The 18214-nt window shown below is 50.6% G+C and carries 17 protein-coding genes; 14 read left to right on the top strand and 3 right to left on the bottom strand.

All coding sequences use genetic code 11. From position 1 onward, the window contains the following. Nucleotides 1–190: 190 nt before the first annotated feature. From HMPREF0201_RS06590 to HMPREF0201_RS06545, 10 genes are all read left to right on the top strand, one after another. The gene (locus HMPREF0201_RS06590; RefSeq protein WP_039898061.1) at nucleotides 191–718 is read left to right on the top strand and encodes a fimbrial protein; all 528 of its coding nucleotides are present in this window, start codon (nucleotides 191–193) and stop codon (nucleotides 716–718) included. Between the two features lie 201 nt (nucleotides 719–919). Further along, on the top strand, nucleotides 920–3439 hold the full coding sequence (locus HMPREF0201_RS06585) for an outer membrane usher protein (protein WP_055696387.1): 2520 nt from the start codon (nucleotides 920–922) through the stop codon (nucleotides 3437–3439). A gap of 13 nt (nucleotides 3440–3452) precedes the next feature. Beyond that, entirely contained in the window at nucleotides 3453–4193 is a 741-nt protein-coding gene (locus HMPREF0201_RS06580; protein WP_016535740.1) for a fimbria/pilus periplasmic chaperone, read from the top strand. 61 nt (nucleotides 4194–4254) lie between these two features. Continuing rightward, on the top strand, nucleotides 4255–4716 hold the full coding sequence (locus HMPREF0201_RS06575) for a fimbrial protein (protein ID WP_160160633.1): 462 nt from the start codon (nucleotides 4255–4257) through the stop codon (nucleotides 4714–4716). 11 nt (nucleotides 4717–4727) lie between these two features. Continuing rightward, the gene (locus HMPREF0201_RS06570; RefSeq protein WP_160160634.1) at nucleotides 4728–5225 is read left to right on the top strand and encodes a fimbrial protein; all 498 of its coding nucleotides are present in this window, start codon (nucleotides 4728–4730) and stop codon (nucleotides 5223–5225) included. Nucleotides 5226–5235: 10 nt separating this feature from the next. Next, nucleotides 5236–5766 (top strand): fimbrial protein, encoded by a 531-nt coding sequence (locus HMPREF0201_RS06565; protein WP_016535737.1) that lies wholly within the window; start codon nucleotides 5236–5238, stop codon nucleotides 5764–5766. A 20-nt stretch (nucleotides 5767–5786) separates the two neighbouring features. Further along, nucleotides 5787–6398 (top strand): hypothetical protein, encoded by a 612-nt coding sequence (locus HMPREF0201_RS06560; protein WP_016535736.1) that lies wholly within the window; start codon nucleotides 5787–5789, stop codon nucleotides 6396–6398. Further along, complete coding sequence (locus HMPREF0201_RS06555; RefSeq protein ID WP_115586264.1) at nucleotides 6391–7608, top strand: phosphoadenosine phosphosulfate reductase; 1218 nt, start codon at nucleotides 6391–6393, stop codon at nucleotides 7606–7608. The genes HMPREF0201_RS06560 and HMPREF0201_RS06555 overlap by 8 nt, the downstream gene beginning before the upstream one ends. Then, entirely contained in the window at nucleotides 7605–8234 is a 630-nt protein-coding gene (locus HMPREF0201_RS06550; RefSeq protein ID WP_016535734.1) for an IbrB-like domain-containing protein, read from the top strand. The genes HMPREF0201_RS06555 and HMPREF0201_RS06550 overlap by 4 nt, the downstream gene beginning before the upstream one ends. A gap of 32 nt (nucleotides 8235–8266) precedes the next feature. After that, on the top strand, nucleotides 8267–9115 hold the full coding sequence (locus tag HMPREF0201_RS06545; protein ID WP_039898060.1) for a hypothetical protein: 849 nt from the start codon (nucleotides 8267–8269) through the stop codon (nucleotides 9113–9115). 12 nt (nucleotides 9116–9127) lie between these two features. Here HMPREF0201_RS06545 and HMPREF0201_RS06540 read toward each other — a convergent pair whose 3' ends face one another. From HMPREF0201_RS06540 to HMPREF0201_RS06530, 3 genes are all read right to left on the bottom strand, one after another. Continuing rightward, nucleotides 9128–10783, bottom strand: a complete 1656-nt coding sequence (locus HMPREF0201_RS06540; protein WP_016535732.1) for an SgrR family transcriptional regulator — start codon at nucleotides 10781–10783, stop codon at nucleotides 9128–9130. 248 nt (nucleotides 10784–11031) lie between these two features. Next, nucleotides 11032–12213, bottom strand: a complete 1182-nt coding sequence (locus tag HMPREF0201_RS06535) for a sensor histidine kinase (protein WP_016535731.1) — start codon at nucleotides 12211–12213, stop codon at nucleotides 11032–11034. Continuing rightward, on the bottom strand, nucleotides 12210–12908 hold the full coding sequence (locus HMPREF0201_RS06530) for a response regulator (RefSeq protein ID WP_016535730.1): 699 nt from the start codon (nucleotides 12906–12908) through the stop codon (nucleotides 12210–12212). The genes HMPREF0201_RS06535 and HMPREF0201_RS06530 overlap by 4 nt, the downstream gene beginning before the upstream one ends. 125 nt (nucleotides 12909–13033) lie before the next feature. Between HMPREF0201_RS06530 and HMPREF0201_RS06525 the strand changes: the two genes are divergently transcribed. The 4 genes from HMPREF0201_RS06525 (at nucleotide 13034) to HMPREF0201_RS06510 (ending at nucleotide 18161) form a co-directional block, all read left to right on the top strand. Then, the gene (locus HMPREF0201_RS06525) at nucleotides 13034–13822 is read left to right on the top strand and encodes a MipA/OmpV family protein (protein ID WP_016535729.1); all 789 of its coding nucleotides are present in this window, start codon (nucleotides 13034–13036) and stop codon (nucleotides 13820–13822) included. 252 nt (nucleotides 13823–14074) lie between these two features. Beyond that, on the top strand, nucleotides 14075–14416 hold the full coding sequence (locus HMPREF0201_RS06520; protein ID WP_016535727.1) for a helix-turn-helix domain-containing protein: 342 nt from the start codon (nucleotides 14075–14077) through the stop codon (nucleotides 14414–14416). A gap of 149 nt (nucleotides 14417–14565) precedes the next feature. Beyond that, a complete protein-coding gene (locus HMPREF0201_RS06515) occupies nucleotides 14566–15582 on the top strand; it encodes a GGDEF domain-containing protein (protein WP_016535726.1) in 1017 nt (338 codons plus the stop codon). Continuing rightward, nucleotides 15579–18161, top strand: coding sequence for an EAL domain-containing protein (locus HMPREF0201_RS06510; RefSeq protein ID WP_016535725.1), 2583 nt, complete (start codon nucleotides 15579–15581; stop codon nucleotides 18159–18161). Before HMPREF0201_RS06515 ends, HMPREF0201_RS06510 begins: the two co-directional genes overlap by 4 nt. Nucleotides 18162–18214 lie beyond the last annotated feature (53 nt).

Genomic DNA, 18214 nt, shown 5'->3' with positions numbered 1-18214 from the left:
AACTACCCGTCGTCAGGATTCAGGCTAAAACAGTTTTCAAACTTGCTTCCTGCGAGGCAATAACACTTATTGCCCGATCAATATAGTTAACGGCGCTCCACGGTAGAACAGTTTCATATTCCGCAACGGCGCCCTCAACTTAGCTATATATCATGTTGGTTAAATGGATTTAATTATAAGGAAACTGAAAATGAAGAAATTTATTTTCACCGTAGCTTTTGGCGCAATGGTCTGCGCCAGTGCCGCCAGTGCCGTAGGTATTGGCGGGTCGGGAAAAGTTAACTTTAGTGGTTCTATTGTTGATGCCCCCTGCTCTATGGACCCGAACACCGCCGATCAAACCGTTGAGCTGGGGGCGACCTCAAATTTGCACCTTAGCAACGGCAGTTCTTCCACACCTAAGCCATTTAAAATCCTGCTCGAAGGTTGTTCTGGCGAAACGCTTGGCTCCGTGACCACTACATTTAAAGGTCTTCAGGCCGATGAAGATACCACCCTGCTGCGCCTCATTGGTTCGGCCAGTGGCGCTGCTATTGCCATCAATGATTACAAAGGCCGGCAGATTAAAATGGGTGAAGCCTCCCCGGCTTATAACCTCGCCACCGGAAATAACGAGTTGGACTTTTCGGCAAACCTGAAAGGCTTTGGCAGCGAAGAAAAACCGGTAGTGCCCGGTGAATTTACCGCCATTGCCAACTTCACATTAGACTATAACTAATTCATTATTTTATTTAGACCTGCAGGTTAGCGACTGAATTTGCTAATAAAAAATGCGGTTATCACGGGCTGATATTTATCCGCCTGGGTATGGCTTATTTTTACGTGCCATTATTTAAAAAATGGCATTAAATAACGGAGTTAGACTTTATTTCCACCCGTTTCCCAAAGGAATGCAGAAGTCTACATAATGGTTATTGCCATGGAAAACAATAAAGGCGAAAAAGTTAGTTTTCATCCTCATTTTTTAAGTCTGGGTATTTTTATTGCCATAGGCTCCTTTGCAGGTCACGCTATTGGGAAGAGTGAAGAGATTGAGTTTAATCTTGATGTGCTTGACTCAGAAGACCGACAAAACGTTGATTTAAGTAATTTCTCGCACAGCGGTTATATTATGCCCGGCGAATATGAGATGGCGGTATTCCTTAATAAAAGTAGTTTATCTCAACAGCGAGTTGTTTTCTATCAGCCACAGGCTAACCCCAAAGAAAGTGAAGTGTGCCTGTCTCCTGGATTAATAGATCTATTCGGATTAAAGCCCGAGTACCTGCGGCAGCTCAGTTGGCAGGTCGGCAAAAAATGTCTGCGGGTAGACTCGCTACCGGGAACGGAAATTCGTGCCGATTTAGCACAAAACTCGGTCTACATCAGCATGCCGCAGACTTACCTTGAGTACAGCGCGGAAAACTGGGACCCACCTTCCCGCTGGGATAACGGCCTGCCGGGTATTTTGCTCGACTACAACCTCAACGGCCGGGCGCAAAGCAACCGCCAGGGTGGAGCAGATGCTTACACCCTCAGCGGCAACGGGACTACGGGCATTAATTACGGCGCATGGCGCATCCGCGCCGACTGGCAGGCCACGATTGCCCCTACGCCACAGGGCCAAAATGCCAGCCAGAACCCGTTTCAGTGGAGCCGCTACTACGCCTACCGGGCCATTACTTCTCTACGCTCACGCCTGACGCTGGGTGAGAATTATCTCGACTCGGGCATGTTTGACAGCTTCCGTTATACGGGAGCGAGCCTCGTATCCGATGACAGCATGTTGCCGCCCAATCTGCGCGGCTACGCGCCAGAGGTTACGGGAGTGGCAAAAACAAACGCAACGGTAGTGGTAAGCCAGCAGGGCCGTGTGCTTTATGAAACCCAGGTTGCTTCAGGCCCGTTTCGCATTCAGGACATCAGCGACGCCACCACCGGGCAGCTGGATGTGCGGGTCGAAGAGCAGGACGGTTCGGTACAGACGTTTACCCTTAACACCGCCAATATTCCCTATTTGACGCGCCCCGGCAGCGTGCGCTACAAGCTGGCCGTGGGCCGCCCGAGCGATATCGATAGCGGCGTTAGCGACTCTGTTTTTGCCAGCGGAGAGTTTTCCTGGGGCGTGAGTAACGGCTGGTCGCTCTATGGTGGCCTGCTCGGCAGTAATGATTATGCTGCCATTTCGAGCGGTGTTGGCCGGGACTTGATGATGTTTGGCGCACTCTCGTTTGACGCCACTCAGTCACGCGCAACGCTACCCTGGCAGGCAGAAACGCTTTCAGGTCGATCATACCGTTTGAGCTATTCAAAGCGCTTTGATGAGCTTGATAGCCAGGTAACATTTGCCGGCTACCGCTTTTCCGAACGTGAGTTCATGAGCATGAGCGACTACCTGACGGCGAAGCGAAACGGAGACTATACCCGCGGCAGCAAAGAACTCTACACCATCTCGCTGAATAAAAGCTTTCGTGACCTCGGCCTGAGCGGCTACCTCAGCTACAACCACCAGACGTACTGGAACCTGACAAACAGCGACCGTTACAGCCTGCTGCTGTCGAGTTTTTTTGATATTGGCAGGTGGCGAAACATCAGCGCTTCAATGTCGCTCTACCGCAATAAAAACAACAATACCAGCGATGACGGCGCTTATATCTCGCTCTCCGTGCCCTGGGGAAGACAGGGCCGCATCAGCTATAGCTCAACGGCTAACAGCAACGATACCACGCATTACCTTGGCTATTACGACCGCCTGAACGAGCGGGATACCTATCAGCTTTCCGCCGGGACCGCCCGCAGCGGGGTTAACGGCAGTGGTTTCCTTACCCACGAGGGCGATCGCGCAAGACTCACCGCCAATGCCAGCTATCAGCAGGGGCGCTACAGCTCTCTGGCGCTATCGGCTCAGGGCGGTATCACGCTGACATCTCAGGGAGGTGCGCTGCACCGTGGCGGCATAAACGGCGGAACGCGCATGCTGGTGGATACCAACGGCGTAGCGGGTGTCCCGGTGCAGGCCGGAGGGCGCAGCACCCGCACCAATATGTTCGGCAAAGCCGTCGTCGCGGAGATCGCCAGCTTTTACCCCAGCAAAGTCAGGATCGACCTCGATAACCTGGGCGATAACGCCGAAGCCAAAACCTCCGTAGTACAGGGCACTCTGACGGAGGGTGCCATTGGCTACCGGAAATTCGAAGTGCTTGGCGGTAACCGCGCCATGGCGGTCATCAGGCTGGCGGATGGCTCCACGCCTCCGTTCGGTGCCACGGTAAGCAATGCATATAAACAAGAAACCGGGATCGTCACTAACGAAGGCGACGTCTACCTCAGCGGCGTTAATCCCGGCGAGAAGATGACCGTGCGCTGGAACGGTGGCGAAGAATGTGAAATCCATCTCCCACAGGCTTTACCCGAGGAGCTACTGAGCCAAAGTCTGCTGCTCCCGTGTGCAAAATCATGAATAAGGAACAAGAATGTCGAATTTAACAAGCAAACCCTTGCTGCTCGCAGCAATAGTGCTGGGAAGCATGCTGGCCGCCGATGCCAGCGCCGCAATTGCGCTGGACAGAACCCGCGTTGTGTTCGACGGCAGCCAAAAAAGCATCAGCCTGAGCGTGAACAACAGAAACGACAAACTGCCCTATCTCGCACAGGGCTGGATTGAAGACGCCGATGGTAAAAAGGTCAAAGAACCGCTGATGGTACTGCCGCCGATTCAGCGTATTGAAGCAGGCAAATCCAGCCAGCTCAGAATACAGGCACTGCCTGACGTGGCGAAGCTGCCAAAGGACCGCGAATCGCTCTTCTACTTCAATCTGCGGGAAATCCCACCGAAGAGCAGCAAGCCCAATACTTTGCAATTGGCCCTGCAAACGCGCATTAAGCTGTTTTACCGCCCGGCATCGCTGGAAATTGCGCCTAACGCAGAGCCGGTGCAAAACCAGCTAACGCTTACGCGTCAGGGCAACAAATACAGCGTAAATAACCCAACGGGTTATTACATCACGCTGATCAATGCCGCCAGCCATAAAGATGCACAAAACAATACCAGCTTCAGGCCGCTGATGGTTGCCCCGAAAAGCAGCGCCATGCTGTCGGTTACCGCAGACGGTCTGGGAGCCAGTCCGGTGCTGACCTATATAAATGATTACGGCGGGCGTCCGGATCTAAATTTCAGCTGTAGTACCGACCATTGCAAAGTCGTGGACAAGTAATTGCCCTTCCCCGCCCGGCATTAATTAAGGAAAGATGATGGCGCAAAGGAAATTATTTTTATTGGCAGCAGCCATGCTCGCGAGCTGGGCAATGTCGCCCGTACAGGCAGCCGCGCCCTTTATGAATCTTACGGTAAAAGTGGCGCTTGAAGAGCCGCTCTGCGTGCTGAACAACAATAAGCCTATAGAAGTTAATTTTGCAGACGTGTTTATCGAGAAAATTAATCAGGGCATTTATAACCAGCCGATTATTTATGACCTGGACTGTAAAGATAAAAATATGGCGCTCACGCTTACCGTCTCGGGTACCTCCGGCTTTAGCGCCGGGACGCTTGAAACCAGCAGAACCGGGCTGGCGATTGCAATACAGAAAGACGGCCAGCCTCTGCCCGTGAATACCTCGGTTAACTTCACCTTACCGGATACTCCCCGGCTTAATGCCGTGCTGGTTAAGCGGGACAAAGCGCGCCTGGACACCGGGCATTTTACCGCCACTGCCCGGATGGTTGTGGAGTATCAATAGGGAACATGATGATGAAAATAATCTCTCTTCTCCCGATCGTTTTCTCGATCGGGCTGCTGATACCGCCGCTCACCGCCGCCGCAATCGAGGGAGATATAGCCTTCGAAGGGGATTTGTATTCGCTACCGCAGTGCACCATCAGCGAGGGGGCAAGGGTGGAAGTCAACTTTGGCGACAGCGTAAGCATCCGCAAAATTGACGGCAGCCAGTACCGTACGGCAATGAACTACCAGATAGATTGCGAGGAAACAAGCAAAGGTGAGCTTGCGCTAACGCTTTCTCTGATTGGGGAAGCGGCGACTTTTGACGGCGATGCGCTGCGCTCCGATCGGCAAAGTCTTGGCATAAAAATCTACCGGGGCAATACGGTGTTCAAACCCGGGGAGACAATAGAGATAAATAAAGACGCGGCTCCAACCCTGGAAGCGGTTCCGGTAAAAGACCCCAACGGCAAGCTAACGCAAGGCACATTTGAGGCCTGGGCCACGCTCAGCGCCCAATATCAATAAAGGAGGCAAAATGAAAGGACTCATAAAAAGTATCCAGGCACTACTGCTAACCCCGGTCGCGATACAGGCTCAGGCTGCCGGGCTGCCAGGGCAAAACCTCTGGCTGCACGGTTCGCTGGTGGCAGAAGCCTGCGTAATAGCCCCAGGGGATGAAACGGTGGAGCTGAGCTTCGGCACAATTGTTGATAAGTATCTCTACCTGAATCAGAGAACGCCCGGAGTCCCTTTTAAGCTGGTTTTACAGGACTGCGACCCCGATATTGCGCGATTGGTAACGGTGAAATTTAGCGGCAACGCAGATGCTCAGGGGCTCCTGATACCGAACAGCCCTGCATCGTCCGGGATCCTCATCGGCATAGAGCAAGCTAACGGCGATAAAGTCGAGATCAATGGCGCAGGCTCTACCCACGAACTGCAAAAGGGAGTGAGCGAAATAGCATTGCAGGCCTACGTGCAGGGTGAGGCAGAAGCGCTCAAAAACAACAGCATCAGGCACGGCGAATTTACCGCATCTTCAACATTTGAGCTGACTTACCACTGATCGCGCTGGCGGGAAAAATTATGACAAAAGAAATCGAATTTATCATTATCAGCGACAACCCCTTAGCGTTGTATGGCCTTAAATTATTAATCCACTCGTTTATGCCGCGCGCCATCATTACCGGGAATACGATGTGGCAGGAGTGTCCCGCAGAGCCTGGAGACAGCGTTCAGGGCATCATCATTGTCGCCAGCGACAGATATTCTCGCCACCGCACGCTTAGCGTCACCCATATGCTCCACAGTATAAAGCCCAAAGTTCCGCAGCTTTTATTGCACAGCGAAGCAAATTCCGTGCTGGCTTCCCTGGTCCCTCAGCGTTTTTCGCTAAAGCTCTCCGCCAGCCTGCAGGAGATTGCGGTAAAAATTGCCCATATCACCTATCGAAGCGGTAAAGAAAATAAAAGAGTGCCGCTAACGCAACTTCAGGGGCAGGTCATAAAGCTGCTTCAACATATGCCCCCCATTCAGGTGTCGAAGCGCCTTGGGATTAATATAAAAAAAATAAGCCGCTATAAGCAGCTGATGATTTCGTATCTCGGCATTCAGGGTCACCAGCTCGATTGTAAATTAATCAATCACTACCGGGAAATAAAGATAATAACGACGGAGCAAGGTGAGCCAGTTGAATGATGCAAAAATACCGCTTGGCCTGAATGTATTGCAGGCCACGCGGTTAAGAATTGAATGGCTGTTTGAAGTTTTTCCTCACGTCTGTATTTCTTTTTCCGGGGGCAAAGATTCAACCGTGCTGTTTCATCTTGCCGGGGAGATTGCCCGGCGCCGCAAAACTCAGTTTTCGGTGTTGTTTATCGACTGGGAAATACAGTTTCAGTACACCATCGATCATGTCGTGCGCATGCAGACGCTTTATAGCGATGTTATCTCAAGCTTCTATTGGGTTGCGCTTCCGTTAACCACTATTAACGGCGTCTCGCAGTTCCAGCCGGAATGGGTTGCCTGGGAGCGTGATAAAAAGTGGGTGCGCCCTCCTCCCGGGCAGGCAATCACCGATGAAAGCTATTTTCCTTTCTACTACTACGCCATGACTTTTGAAGAGTTTGTTCCGTCATTTTCCCGCTGGCTGTCTGGCGGAAAAGGCGCGGCGGTTGCAACCGGCATGCGGGCGGAGGAATCCTACAAGCGCTACATCGGTATCACCTCTCAACGCAAAACTCGCTACGCCGACGACAAGCCATGGACCACGGCGGCTCAGGAGGGTTTTTACTATACGGTTTCACCTCTCTACGACTGGAAAATTGAGGATATCTGGATTTTTAATACCCGATATAAAGCCTGCTACAACGCGCTCTACGACAGAATGCACCAGGCCGGCGTTCCGGTACGTTCAATGCGGGTTTGCGAACCCTTCGGGCCGGAGCAGCGCCGTAGCCTGTGGTTATTTCATATTCTGGAGCCGGAGACCTGGGGCGAAATATGCTCCCGAGTCAGCGGTGCGCATAGCGGAGCGCTTTACGGCAGCCAGAGCGGCGCCTTTTATGCCTTAAACAAGGTGCTGGTAAAGCCGGAGCATTTTAACTGGCAGGGTTATGCCATGTTCCTGCTCGACTCCATGCCGGAGCAAACCGCAGAGCACTACCGCAATAAAATTGCCATTTACATTAAATGGTTCCAGCAGCACGGCTTCCCGGAAAATATTCCCGACCAGCAGGAAAAAGATCTCGGGTACAAAGATGTCCCCTCCTGGCGTCGGGTCTGCAAAATGCTGCTGAAAAATGATTACTGGTGCCGAATGCTGTCGTTCAGCCCGAATAAGCCCCGGCATTACCAGCGCTACCTTGAGCGCATGAACAAAAAAAGAAGCCAGTGGGGAATACTATGACGCTTAATGAGTTACTTCATCAACTTGATCTCCTGCTGCAAAACATCCCCGGCGATAAAGAAAAAATAGCCGCCCAGAATGCGGTAAAAGAACGCCTGCACCGGCACAGCCCGTTTAAAAACGAGCCGGTTGACTGCGTGCTATGGCTGCACGCGGACGCCATTACGGCCAATGACTATAACCCCAACACCATGGCTCCGGTCGAGAAACGTCTATTGAAACACTCGCTGGAAACCGAAGGTTTTACCCAGCCGGTGGTGGTTTCCCCGCTAAAAGAAAAATACCAGCTGGTAGATGGCTTTCACCGTTACCAGCTCGGGAAAAACATCGTGAAAAGCAGCGGCGGGCTAACCGGCTACCTGCCCGCCACCGTGGTAAACGCCGACTCCCAGGGGCTGGCCGAGCGGGTTGCGGCCACGGTTCGCCATAACCGCGCCAGGGGTAAACACCAGATAGACGCCATGTCTGGCGTGGTGCGGGATTTATCCCGCCTCGGCTGGGAAGACGAAAAGATAGGCCTGGAGCTGGGAATGGACACCGATGAAGTGCTGCGTCTCAAACAGATAAGCGGCCTGGCGGAGCTTTTTGCCGGGGAAAAATTTAGCGAAGCGTGGACGGTAAAATAAACCCGCCCACGTTTACATATAAGGAAATGTTTATGTCTATCAGGATAGTTTTTTCTTTTTTAGTACTGCTGTTTAGCCAATTTTGCACCGCGTCTTTATTCCCGATGGTGACCAGCGTCAAAATAGATCCATCAAATACCGAATACATTCAGCTAATCATCACCAGTCAGCTTATGGATATTGGCCCGTTGGGGGATATCCTTGTAAAAGACTATTACACAGGGGGAGGTGGAGGTAATAATGGAAATTTTGGCATTGTTACCAAGACAAAAGACAAATCAGCTACTACCATTTATGCTTATGGTAGCAAAGAGAATATGCTAGCAGGTATTGATGAAAACATGACGATAAGTGAAGCCGGGTTATATGCATGGAACCATGGGCTTTCCAATAATAGTATAATCAAGATGATCTCAACTCTGACACATCAGAGATTCAGTGCATTATGCGTTGGTTTTGGCTTTGGCCCCATTCCCGGCGTAGTATCATTTGAAACAGCTGTAAATTATCCTGCAAACGGCTGCTTACAGGCACCACCGCCCTATGAATATTGTGAGTTTGGAATACCGCAGATCACTCAAGATCACAAAAATGTTCTGACTACCGCTAAAACTTCACAAGTCATTTCTGGAATGGCGATTAACTGCACGGCAGAGATTGGCGTTCGCTTAATAATCGGTCAGGATACATTGCAATTAGCACCCGGCGTCATCTCAAAGTTAGTATTTAATAAAAATGGAACTGATTATCCTGGCGGCAGGATATTTAATTTAAAGTCCGGAGCTAACGTAATGAATATAAAAAGCACTTTATCTATCGCCCCCGATGCCGATGCCGGGAGTTATGAAGCCAGCACCATTATCTATATAGAATACCCCTGAACAGCATAGCCGCTAGCAAAATGAGTATGCTCTGGATTGTTTTTGATTCTGGATGACCGAAGCTACATTGGGCCCGGTGTAGCTTTCGTCAATCCACATCCTGGAGTAGTCCGGCCAGCCTTCCGGGGTAAACTGCACGTTTTTTAGCGCCGAAGAAACCTGGACCGAGAAACGGTATGAAAAAAGCAATTGCAGGCCATCGCTGTTAAGAAACAGGCGAGCCGCGCGGTTAACATGCTTTTTATAGTTATCGCTCAGCGCCGCAGCGGCAAAAAACTTCTCTACCCTCGCCTTTATATCGCTCGATACCAGCGTCTGAATCATGGTTCCATTTCGGAAACGGTCTTCCACTGAAAATTCCATATCGTGGCCCGGCTGGAAAAACGCCAGGCCAAGATCTTTCTCATGCCAACCCCGCTCCAGATACCAACGGTCCGGGCTAATAGCCGTGCTTTTCAGGCGGCAACCGTAATATTTAAGCTTATGCTCCAGCCGCCCCACTATCAGGTCGCTCTCCCCGGTATAAAAATAAGCTATCGACAAAGATTCCGGCAGCGGCACGGTAAAATCCGCAGGGGCTTTGCTGTCCTCAATATCGAAGTATTCCGAAGAGGCTGCCAGCTTATTTTCCGCCTGCAATTCGGCAACCGACTGGCTCGCCAGAGCATTCACCAGCGCTCGTTGTTCGGGGGTAATGCCGGGGCGATTCATATTAAAAGCCAGCAGCAGGATCCCCACGGCATTTCGTGAGGCATGGCTGACCATTTCGCGGGCAGGGGTATAATCCTCTATCCTGATTTGAGTCCATTTTTCCGGCAACTGATAGGTCGCCTGATATTCAATTTTTTCAATCACCGGCTTGCGCCCGTAATAATGTTCGCAGGCTCTCAGGTGAAGCGTTTCGCTGGAGTGCGACACAATAGCATAAGGCCCAAGCCCGCATTCTCCTTCCTCCGGGTGCGCCAAAAAGTATGCGGGGTTCGCCAGCCGGGAAGGAAGCCGCGTGTCTGGTGTTTTCAGCCTCAGGATCAGAGTGCTGCTTCCCAGCAGCTCTGCCTGCTCTATATTCGCGATTTCCGGCATTAACCTGTCGCGGGCAAAATTTTCAATTTGTGCCGGGTGCAATGCCTCACCATTATGCCAGACTAGCCCCGGCTGAATATAAAATCGCCACTCGCAAAAATCATCGCTGTGCTCGAAGGCACAGGCCAGATCGGGCCTCACCCATCCCTCGTCCGAGATACGCGTCAGGCCCGCATGAACCATTCTCAACAGATGGCGCTCCGCCCAGTTGGTATGCAATGAGGGAGTAATAGCCGCAAGCGGGCGATAGAAGGTAATTTTGATGCCAGAATGAAGTGGCAAGGACGCCGACGAAGCCGAAAAATCGGATGTGGATGTTTCCGTTTCCCTGACCGGCTGGCGGTGCTCTATTTCATGCAGCGCGTTTTCATTCAGCAAACACTGGAGATAGCCGCTGTTTCCCCGGCCAGGCTGTGCGGACCAGCCCAACCAGCCCTGCTCACTCATGGCGGTTAACAGGGTGCGCGCGTAACGGGGGCTACAGGCGAGAACATCGGAGATATCATAAAGGGTTATGGTAACAGGCATGGTTTGCCAGCGCTGTAGCAGGCGGCGATACTGCCTCGCAAGACGCTTTAATTTCATCTGTGGCCTCTATTAATTGTCGAAATAATAAAGGCCGATCAGTCTTTAAATATTATCACTACACTTAATCACGCCTTTGAATGGCGATATGTTATATTTAGCGCTCATTAAGCTATGGACCCATGGCACGCCTTATTTATAGAACCACCTTATTTTAGGGTTTTTCTTTAGGAAAACCGATAATCATTAACAATTTGTATTACAAATATTAAAAATAAAACAAAAAATATCTTCATAAGATTAATATTTTAATTGTCAGGGATCCATACTGGTAAACCGATCGCTATCAGCAGTCCCTTTTCTTGCGGCTGGCTGGCCGTTATCCGCCCGTGGTGGGCAGCACAAATTTCTTTCGCGATGGAAAGCCCAAGCCCGCTGCCGCCGGAGTCTCGGGCTCGCGAGCGTTCACCTCGCGTAAAACGCTCAAATATATGCGGCAGATAATCTTCCGCTACGCCAGGCCCGGAATCCTGGAAGGTGAGTTCAATCCCCCGCTCGCTTCGGCTCATACAAATCTGCATGCTGTCACCCCGGGCGCAATAACGCAGCATATTTTCGATGATAATATTGAATACCTGCCCCAGCCTGGACTCATCCCCGACATAGTAAAACTCGCCTTCAGCTTCCAGTGAAACCGACATACCGGCGGCCTCCAGCTGGGGTTTAAGCCAGGCCAGCCGCTCATTTAAAACGCTTTCCAGATTTAGTACGCCCATTTGTAGCGTTAACTGCCCTGCGCTTGCGAGAGACAAAAAATGCAGATCATCGGTCAGCCGACCCAGGCTTTTTAACTGAGTCATCACCATATTTAGCTGTTTTTGATCGGCAGGGAAAACGTGATCAATCATCCCCTGAAGCCTGCCCATTGCCGCTGTCAGCGGCGAGCGTAGCTCATGCGCCGCAGCAACGTGGGCCGCTTTCAGTTCACGTTCGTATAGCGCCAGCTGGCTTATCATTTTATTGAAATTATGGGTAAATCTGACTATTTCCTCCGGACACTCATTCACCAGCTTAGCCCGGCGTTCGAAGCTTCCCTGGGCGACAATTTCCGCCACTTCGGTAAGGCTGCTAAATTGAGCGGCGAGCGGGCGGGCGGCACGTAAACATCTTAAAATCACGAACGGCGTTGCCATGGTAATGAAAATAAATAGCCAGCCCCAGTTAAGCGAACTTAATGACGGCGTGCTGAATTCAAGCCCCCACCCCGCATCGACTATTTCATGAAAACGTAAGAGATCTAAGGTCGGATTTTCCCTGAGCGTTAAAAACTCCGCATAAAGAGCAGGCGACATGCGGTGTACCACCCAATAATACTGCACCGCATAAATACTCCACATAGCCAGCACAATAAAAAATACCACGCTAACCGCAACCACAATAATTCTGGCTGAGATCCATAACAGCAGAGAGTTATGTTTTTTAATTTTCATGGTTTGCAGAACCTGTAGCCGATGTCGCGAACATTAAAAATAACGTCTTCGACGCCTGCGGCCTCAAGTTTTTTTCTTAAGTTATAAACATGAGTATCAACCACGCGTTCGAGGGCATCGCTTTCCGGCAGGCACTCTTCAAGCAAGAACTGGCGGCTTAGCGGCCTGGACGAAGCCCGCATCAGGGCAGTCAAAATCGACAGCTCCGTCAGGGTTAAATCGAGACGGATAAATCCACCTTCTCCTGTCAGGACTTTGCCCACCATATTCACGGTATCTATTTCCAGCCGCTCCCGGCGTAAAACTTCTTCTCTGGCTTCCTGATTGACGTTGCTGCGCCTGAGCACCGCCTGCACTCGCGCCATCACTTCGCCAGGATTATAGGGCTTAACAACATAGTCGTCGGCCCCATAGCGCAGTGCGCCTATCTTGTCGTAGGCCTCCCCCATCGCGGTTATCATAATCACCGGGGTATTGCCCTTGCGCCTGACGGCGGCAAGGATCTCCGTTCCGTTCATCCCGGGCAGCATCACATCCAGCAGGATAAGATCCGGCTTCCAGCTCAGCACCCTATTCATGCCCGCCAGTCCGTCTCCCGCTACCGCAACGCTATAGCCTTCACGCCTGAGATATGCCTCCAGCACGTTAGCCGCATCAGCGTCATCTTCAATCACCAGGACTCTTTTATTTTGCATTTAGTACGACCTTGACAGTTTCTTCACAAATCCCTGGCATTTCATTGATAAGCCTTACGCATAATTCCCTGGCTGGCGTAATTAATGATGCATGAAAATATAAACAGAAGACAACGAGAATTATTATGTTAACTAAAAAAAGTTTCTTATACATAATACCCACATTAATAACATCAGGTATTTCATCGGCCTGGGCAAGTAATTACCAGGAAGAGCAGTCGGCAGTAACTTTTAGCCTGGGCGCACTTACTTCCCCTCGCTATAGCGGTTCTGACGAGCAAAACACAAGCGTTATACCGTTAATTCATTGGCAGGAAAATAATTTCTTTCTCGATTCTATAAAAGGGCTTGGGGTTCACCTTCAAAATGACGACGGCTTATATTTAGAGCCGACAATAGGTTATGATTCAGGGCGCACCGATAAGAACTCCGGCTGGCGTAAAGGGTCAGATAAATTAAAAGGCATGGGAAATATTTCTGCAACGGTTAATAGCGCTATTGCTCTCGGCTGGGCCGTTACTCCCTGGCTGGTTTTTGAAGGCAAAACGACTTTACCGCTGAGCGACGGCCTGGGCGCCTCTTATTCAACGGCGATAAATTATATTCCCGTTATGGATGACGATAACAGCCTCACCTTCCAGACCAGCGCGCTATTTGGCGATGCTCGCTATCTCAACACCTGGTACGGCGTAAGCCGCAAGCAAAGCGATCGCTCAGGTTACGCCCGTTATAGCACTTCCGGAGGGTTTTACGGGACGGATACCGGCCTGACGTGGACTCATCAGTTCAGCGAGCATTGGGGCGGATGGTTTAGCGTTAACTATACGTGGCTGGCAAAAAACGCCGCCAGAAGCCCAATAGTGATGCAGCGCGGCGGCACGACGGGCGCTCTGGCAATAAGCTATACCTTCTGAGCTAAGCCAAAAATTGACGTTATTTATATTTATGAAGATCGCACTTCCGATGATTTTCATGTTATTGGCGCTGTGCCCTGGCCAACGCATCAACGATATAAAATCAGATATCAATGAGGCCAGGCCGCAGCCCAGCTGCGATTATTTCTCACCTCACTATTTACGATATCTGATCAAAAGACTGAGTCGCTAATATTCATCAAACCTGCCATTCACTTTAGCAGGCAACAATTTTTTGCGGAGAATCGATGCATGAACTTTTCTGCTCTGGTGGTCGAGTCAATCGCCGACTGGATTGACCATAATATTCATCAACCGCTGAGTATTGAGGAGGTGGCTCGCTACGCGGGCTATTCTAAATGGCATTTTCAGCGTTTGTTTCTGGAGTGCAAAGGAACCAGCCTCGGGCGCTATATCAGGGAAAGAAAGCTCTGCCTTGCTGCCGAGGATCTCAGAAACACTCAGGAGAGAATTGTCGACATTTCTATGAAGTACGGCTTCGAATCACAGCAGACCTTTAACCGCCTTTTCACCCGCAACTTCAGCCTTTCTCCGGGGAACTATCGAAAGCAGCAGGCGAAAACTCACCGCTGACGCAACGCGCATCGCAACATTAAAATCTATAAATTAATTTATAATTAGAATTATATAATAAATATGATGCATTTTACTCTATAAATAACCAAATAAAGCGATCGCTGGTAGGGTGTACCCATTACTTCTAAACGAAATTGGGTCAGTCTATGAAACGCCTTAACGACGTCTATAACAATTCCGCCAGCTGGCACTATTTCATCACTATCACTTCGCTGGTAGTGAGCCTGATTTGCTTCGCACTCTTCTATACCAAAATTGAAAAGATGAATAATGAGATAGAAAGCGTGCTTAATATCTCGATTATGAAGTCTGATTATCTGACTAAGATTAATGACATTATCTTCCGCCATGCAGGAGACTCTGCGGGCTACCAGAAAGAGATAGCCGGACTGTATAGCGATTATGTAAAAAGTGTCTTTAGATCTCCGATTAGCGATGCGGTAAAGTACGAAGAAGAACACTTTGCGGAAAATATATACCTGAAGACTCGCGACCTTGATACCCGCGAGGTCTATCACGAGATTGCCATTAACGACAATCGCTTCTCAATCCTTGCCAAAAGCCTGCTTGACGACACTAAAACCTACTATAATCGTCAACTGCTGATCCTTATTCTTATTCCAACAATCATGGCATTTATCCGCTGCGTGCAGGCAGTTTATTATTTTTACTCCCTGCGCAATTTGCGCGGAAATTATATGATTGACCCGCTGACCGGCGTTTACAACCGTCGATATATGAGTAAAATCCGTGACAGCGAAGGGATTTGCTACATCCTTGCCATTGACGTCGATGATTTTAAATCGGTGAATGACAATTACGGCCATGCTTTTGGCGACAGAGTTCTGCAGGAATGTGCTCATAGCATGAAGCTACATATTCGCGATCACGACAAAGTAGTACGAATGGGTGGGGATGAATTCTCAATATTCCTGTTCAAAACCGATCAAGCGGGCGCGAAAATCGCCGCCAGCCGGGTTATTGATACTATTAACTCACTGAAAATTCCCCTGCCGGAAGGCGGCCACTTCACGCCATCTCTGTCCATCGGCGTTGCCCGCTGCGACGGTAACGTTGAAAAAGCGATGATTCAAGCCGACCAAAATCTGTATATATCCAAACGGGACGGCAAGAATTCATTCACTTTTGAGGGAGACAAATGATGGTCAGGAAGCTTCAGCTGTCACTGCGAACAGCCATATTTATTGTGTTCTTTATCTTTGCATCGGTGACTATCGTCAGCGTGGTATATATCCAGTTTTACCGCGAAAATGACACCCTCAACGTAATGAGTGAACGCATTATAAATACCCGCGGCGAGGCCGTGGGAAACGCGCTTAATTACTATATTTATATCCCGCAGCAGGCTAACTCTATCGCCACGCTGTTCATTAAAACGCTGGATGCGGGCGACAGAGGCAAAGCATTCACCGACATCAGCAACTATTTATATAAAGTGATGACCCAGATGTTTACCCGTGACTCGCTGCTGAGCTCCATCGCTTTCGGCAGCGTTGAGGGTAACTATGTCGGCTTTAACCGCGATCTGGAGTCAAACTGGACGTTTCAGATTAAAAAGAACGCCGACACCGATAACAAACTGGTGTTTTATCGCGACGGCACCGACACCAGCCCGGTGATGTACACCGTCGATAACTACAACCTGTTTGAACGCCCCTGGTTTAGCGCCGTCAACCAGGCCCACACCTCGATGTGGAGTAACGCCTACCGCGATGTAAACTCCGAGTCCGGCGTCAGTATCTCCTTTAGCTCCCCTGTTCTTGACCGCAATGGCGCGTATATCGGCGTGGTTTCCAGCGATTTACGCCTTAGTCGCCTGAGCCGCTTTCTTACCAGTCTCACCACCGCAGAACATAGCCTGATTTACCTGGTAAACGACAAACAGCAGATAATCGCCACCTCTGCCCCGGAGCTGATTCAAAACCAAAGAGTTCACGGCCTGGCCGAGCAAAGCGGCGCCGACCTGCCGTTGGTTTCGCAAAGCGAAGAGCCGGTCGTCAAGGCTACCGCCGAGTTTTTGCGCAAGGACGACGGCACCATTAATAAAATTGAAGTGGACGGCACACGCTACTTTTGCAAAGTCATCAAAGTGGGCGATTCTCAAAACCTCAAGGGTTGGCACATGGTGGTGCTGGTTTCTGAAAATGAACTGCTCGGTAAACTTTCCGGCTACCGCAGCATCACTATTCTGATTGCCGTACTGGTCTTTTTAGTCAGCTGCTTCATCGCCCATCGCATTCTTTCTGTTGTAGTCAACCCGCTGAAAAAAATTGCTGAGCAGGCACCAGACATCGCCCTGCGTCGCAAAATTGAGCGTAATCAGGGCTGGTCGTTCCAGGAAGTGAACTCGCTCGACAGCGCCCTGCACCAGATGTCTAACGACCTGGACAGCGCTTTTGCCCTGCTCGAAGACCAGATAAACATAGACAGCGAAACCGGCCTGCTGACCCGAAAAGGGCTGCTGGCGGCGCTGACCCAGGCGAAACCGACTTTCCAGGGCGTAATTGGCATCGTGAGTCTGAGCAATGTTCAGACCATGATAAACAACCTCGGCAGCAGCTACGCCACGCGCTATCTCCAGGCCTTTATTGACTTTATCAGCCGCCACTTCCCCGAAGATGTGGTGCTGGCCCGCGACGCGGTAGACAGGTTTATCATCTGCTGCCCGGTGAACATGCCGGAACAGCTTGAAACCTACACCGCAAGCCTGATGAGCCTGATGCAGGAAGCGGAAGGCGAGTACGAAAATACCGGGTTTGTCTTTACCGGCCACACAGGCCTTGTTACCTGCCCTGACGATACCGTTCCGTTAAGCACCGCCATCACCCACGCCAACATCGCGCTGCAGTCGGCTCGCCAGAGCGAAAATGTTCACACGCGGGTTTACGATGATTTGCTGCGTGAGCAGGCGCTGAATAACATCACCATGCTTAACCATCTGTATGGCGCCATTCCAAATCAGGAGCTGTTCCTGGTTTACCAGCCGATAGTGCTGCTGGACTCCACCACGGTGAAAGAGGCCGAGTGCCTGCTGCGCTGGAACAACCCTGAACTGGGTATGGTTCGTCCGGATAAGCTGATTGCCGTTGCCGAAGAGTCCGGGTTTATCATCCAGCTTGGCCGCTGGATAATAAACCAGGCGTGCGGGGAACTCGCGGCGCAGATTGGGCGTGGCTTCTGCCCCGTCGACTTCAAGCTGCACATCAACGTATCGATAATCGAACTGACCCAGCCGGACTTCTGCGACTACCTGCTGAGCACCATCGCCGCTGCCGGGCTGAAAAATAGCAATATCTGCATCGAAATTACCGAAACCAGCATGATCAAAGGCGATAACGAGCTGAAAGAGACCATCGCCACGCTGCGTAAAAACGGCGTCACCCTTTCCATCGACGATTTCGGCTCCGGCTTCTCCAGCCTTTCTTACCTGCATAAGCTGGAGTTCGACGCTCTGAAAATCGACAGAAACTTCGTGATGGACGTGCTTAAAGACAAGAAAAATGAATCCATTATTTCGGCTGTTATTTTGCTGGCTAAAGGGTTCAACGTACCGCTGATTGCCGAAGGCGTGGAAACCGTAGAGGTTGCTGAAAAACTGGCCTCAATGGGCTGCGAGAAAGCACAAGGCTACTACTTCTGCCGACCGATGAAATTTGAAGACTGGCCGGAAGAGATGCTCGACACCGGTAAAAGCTGGCTTGGCCGCAGCGCCAACGCCTGACGAATTTGACGGCGAGAGTTTACCCCACGCGTAACCCGCTTACGCGTCTCTCG

The organism is Cedecea davisae DSM 4568 (assembly GCF_000412335.2).
In the GTDB taxonomy this organism is placed as follows: domain Bacteria; phylum Pseudomonadota; class Gammaproteobacteria; order Enterobacterales; family Enterobacteriaceae; genus Cedecea; species Cedecea davisae.
This window is presented reverse-complemented; position numbering and strand designations above follow the sequence as displayed.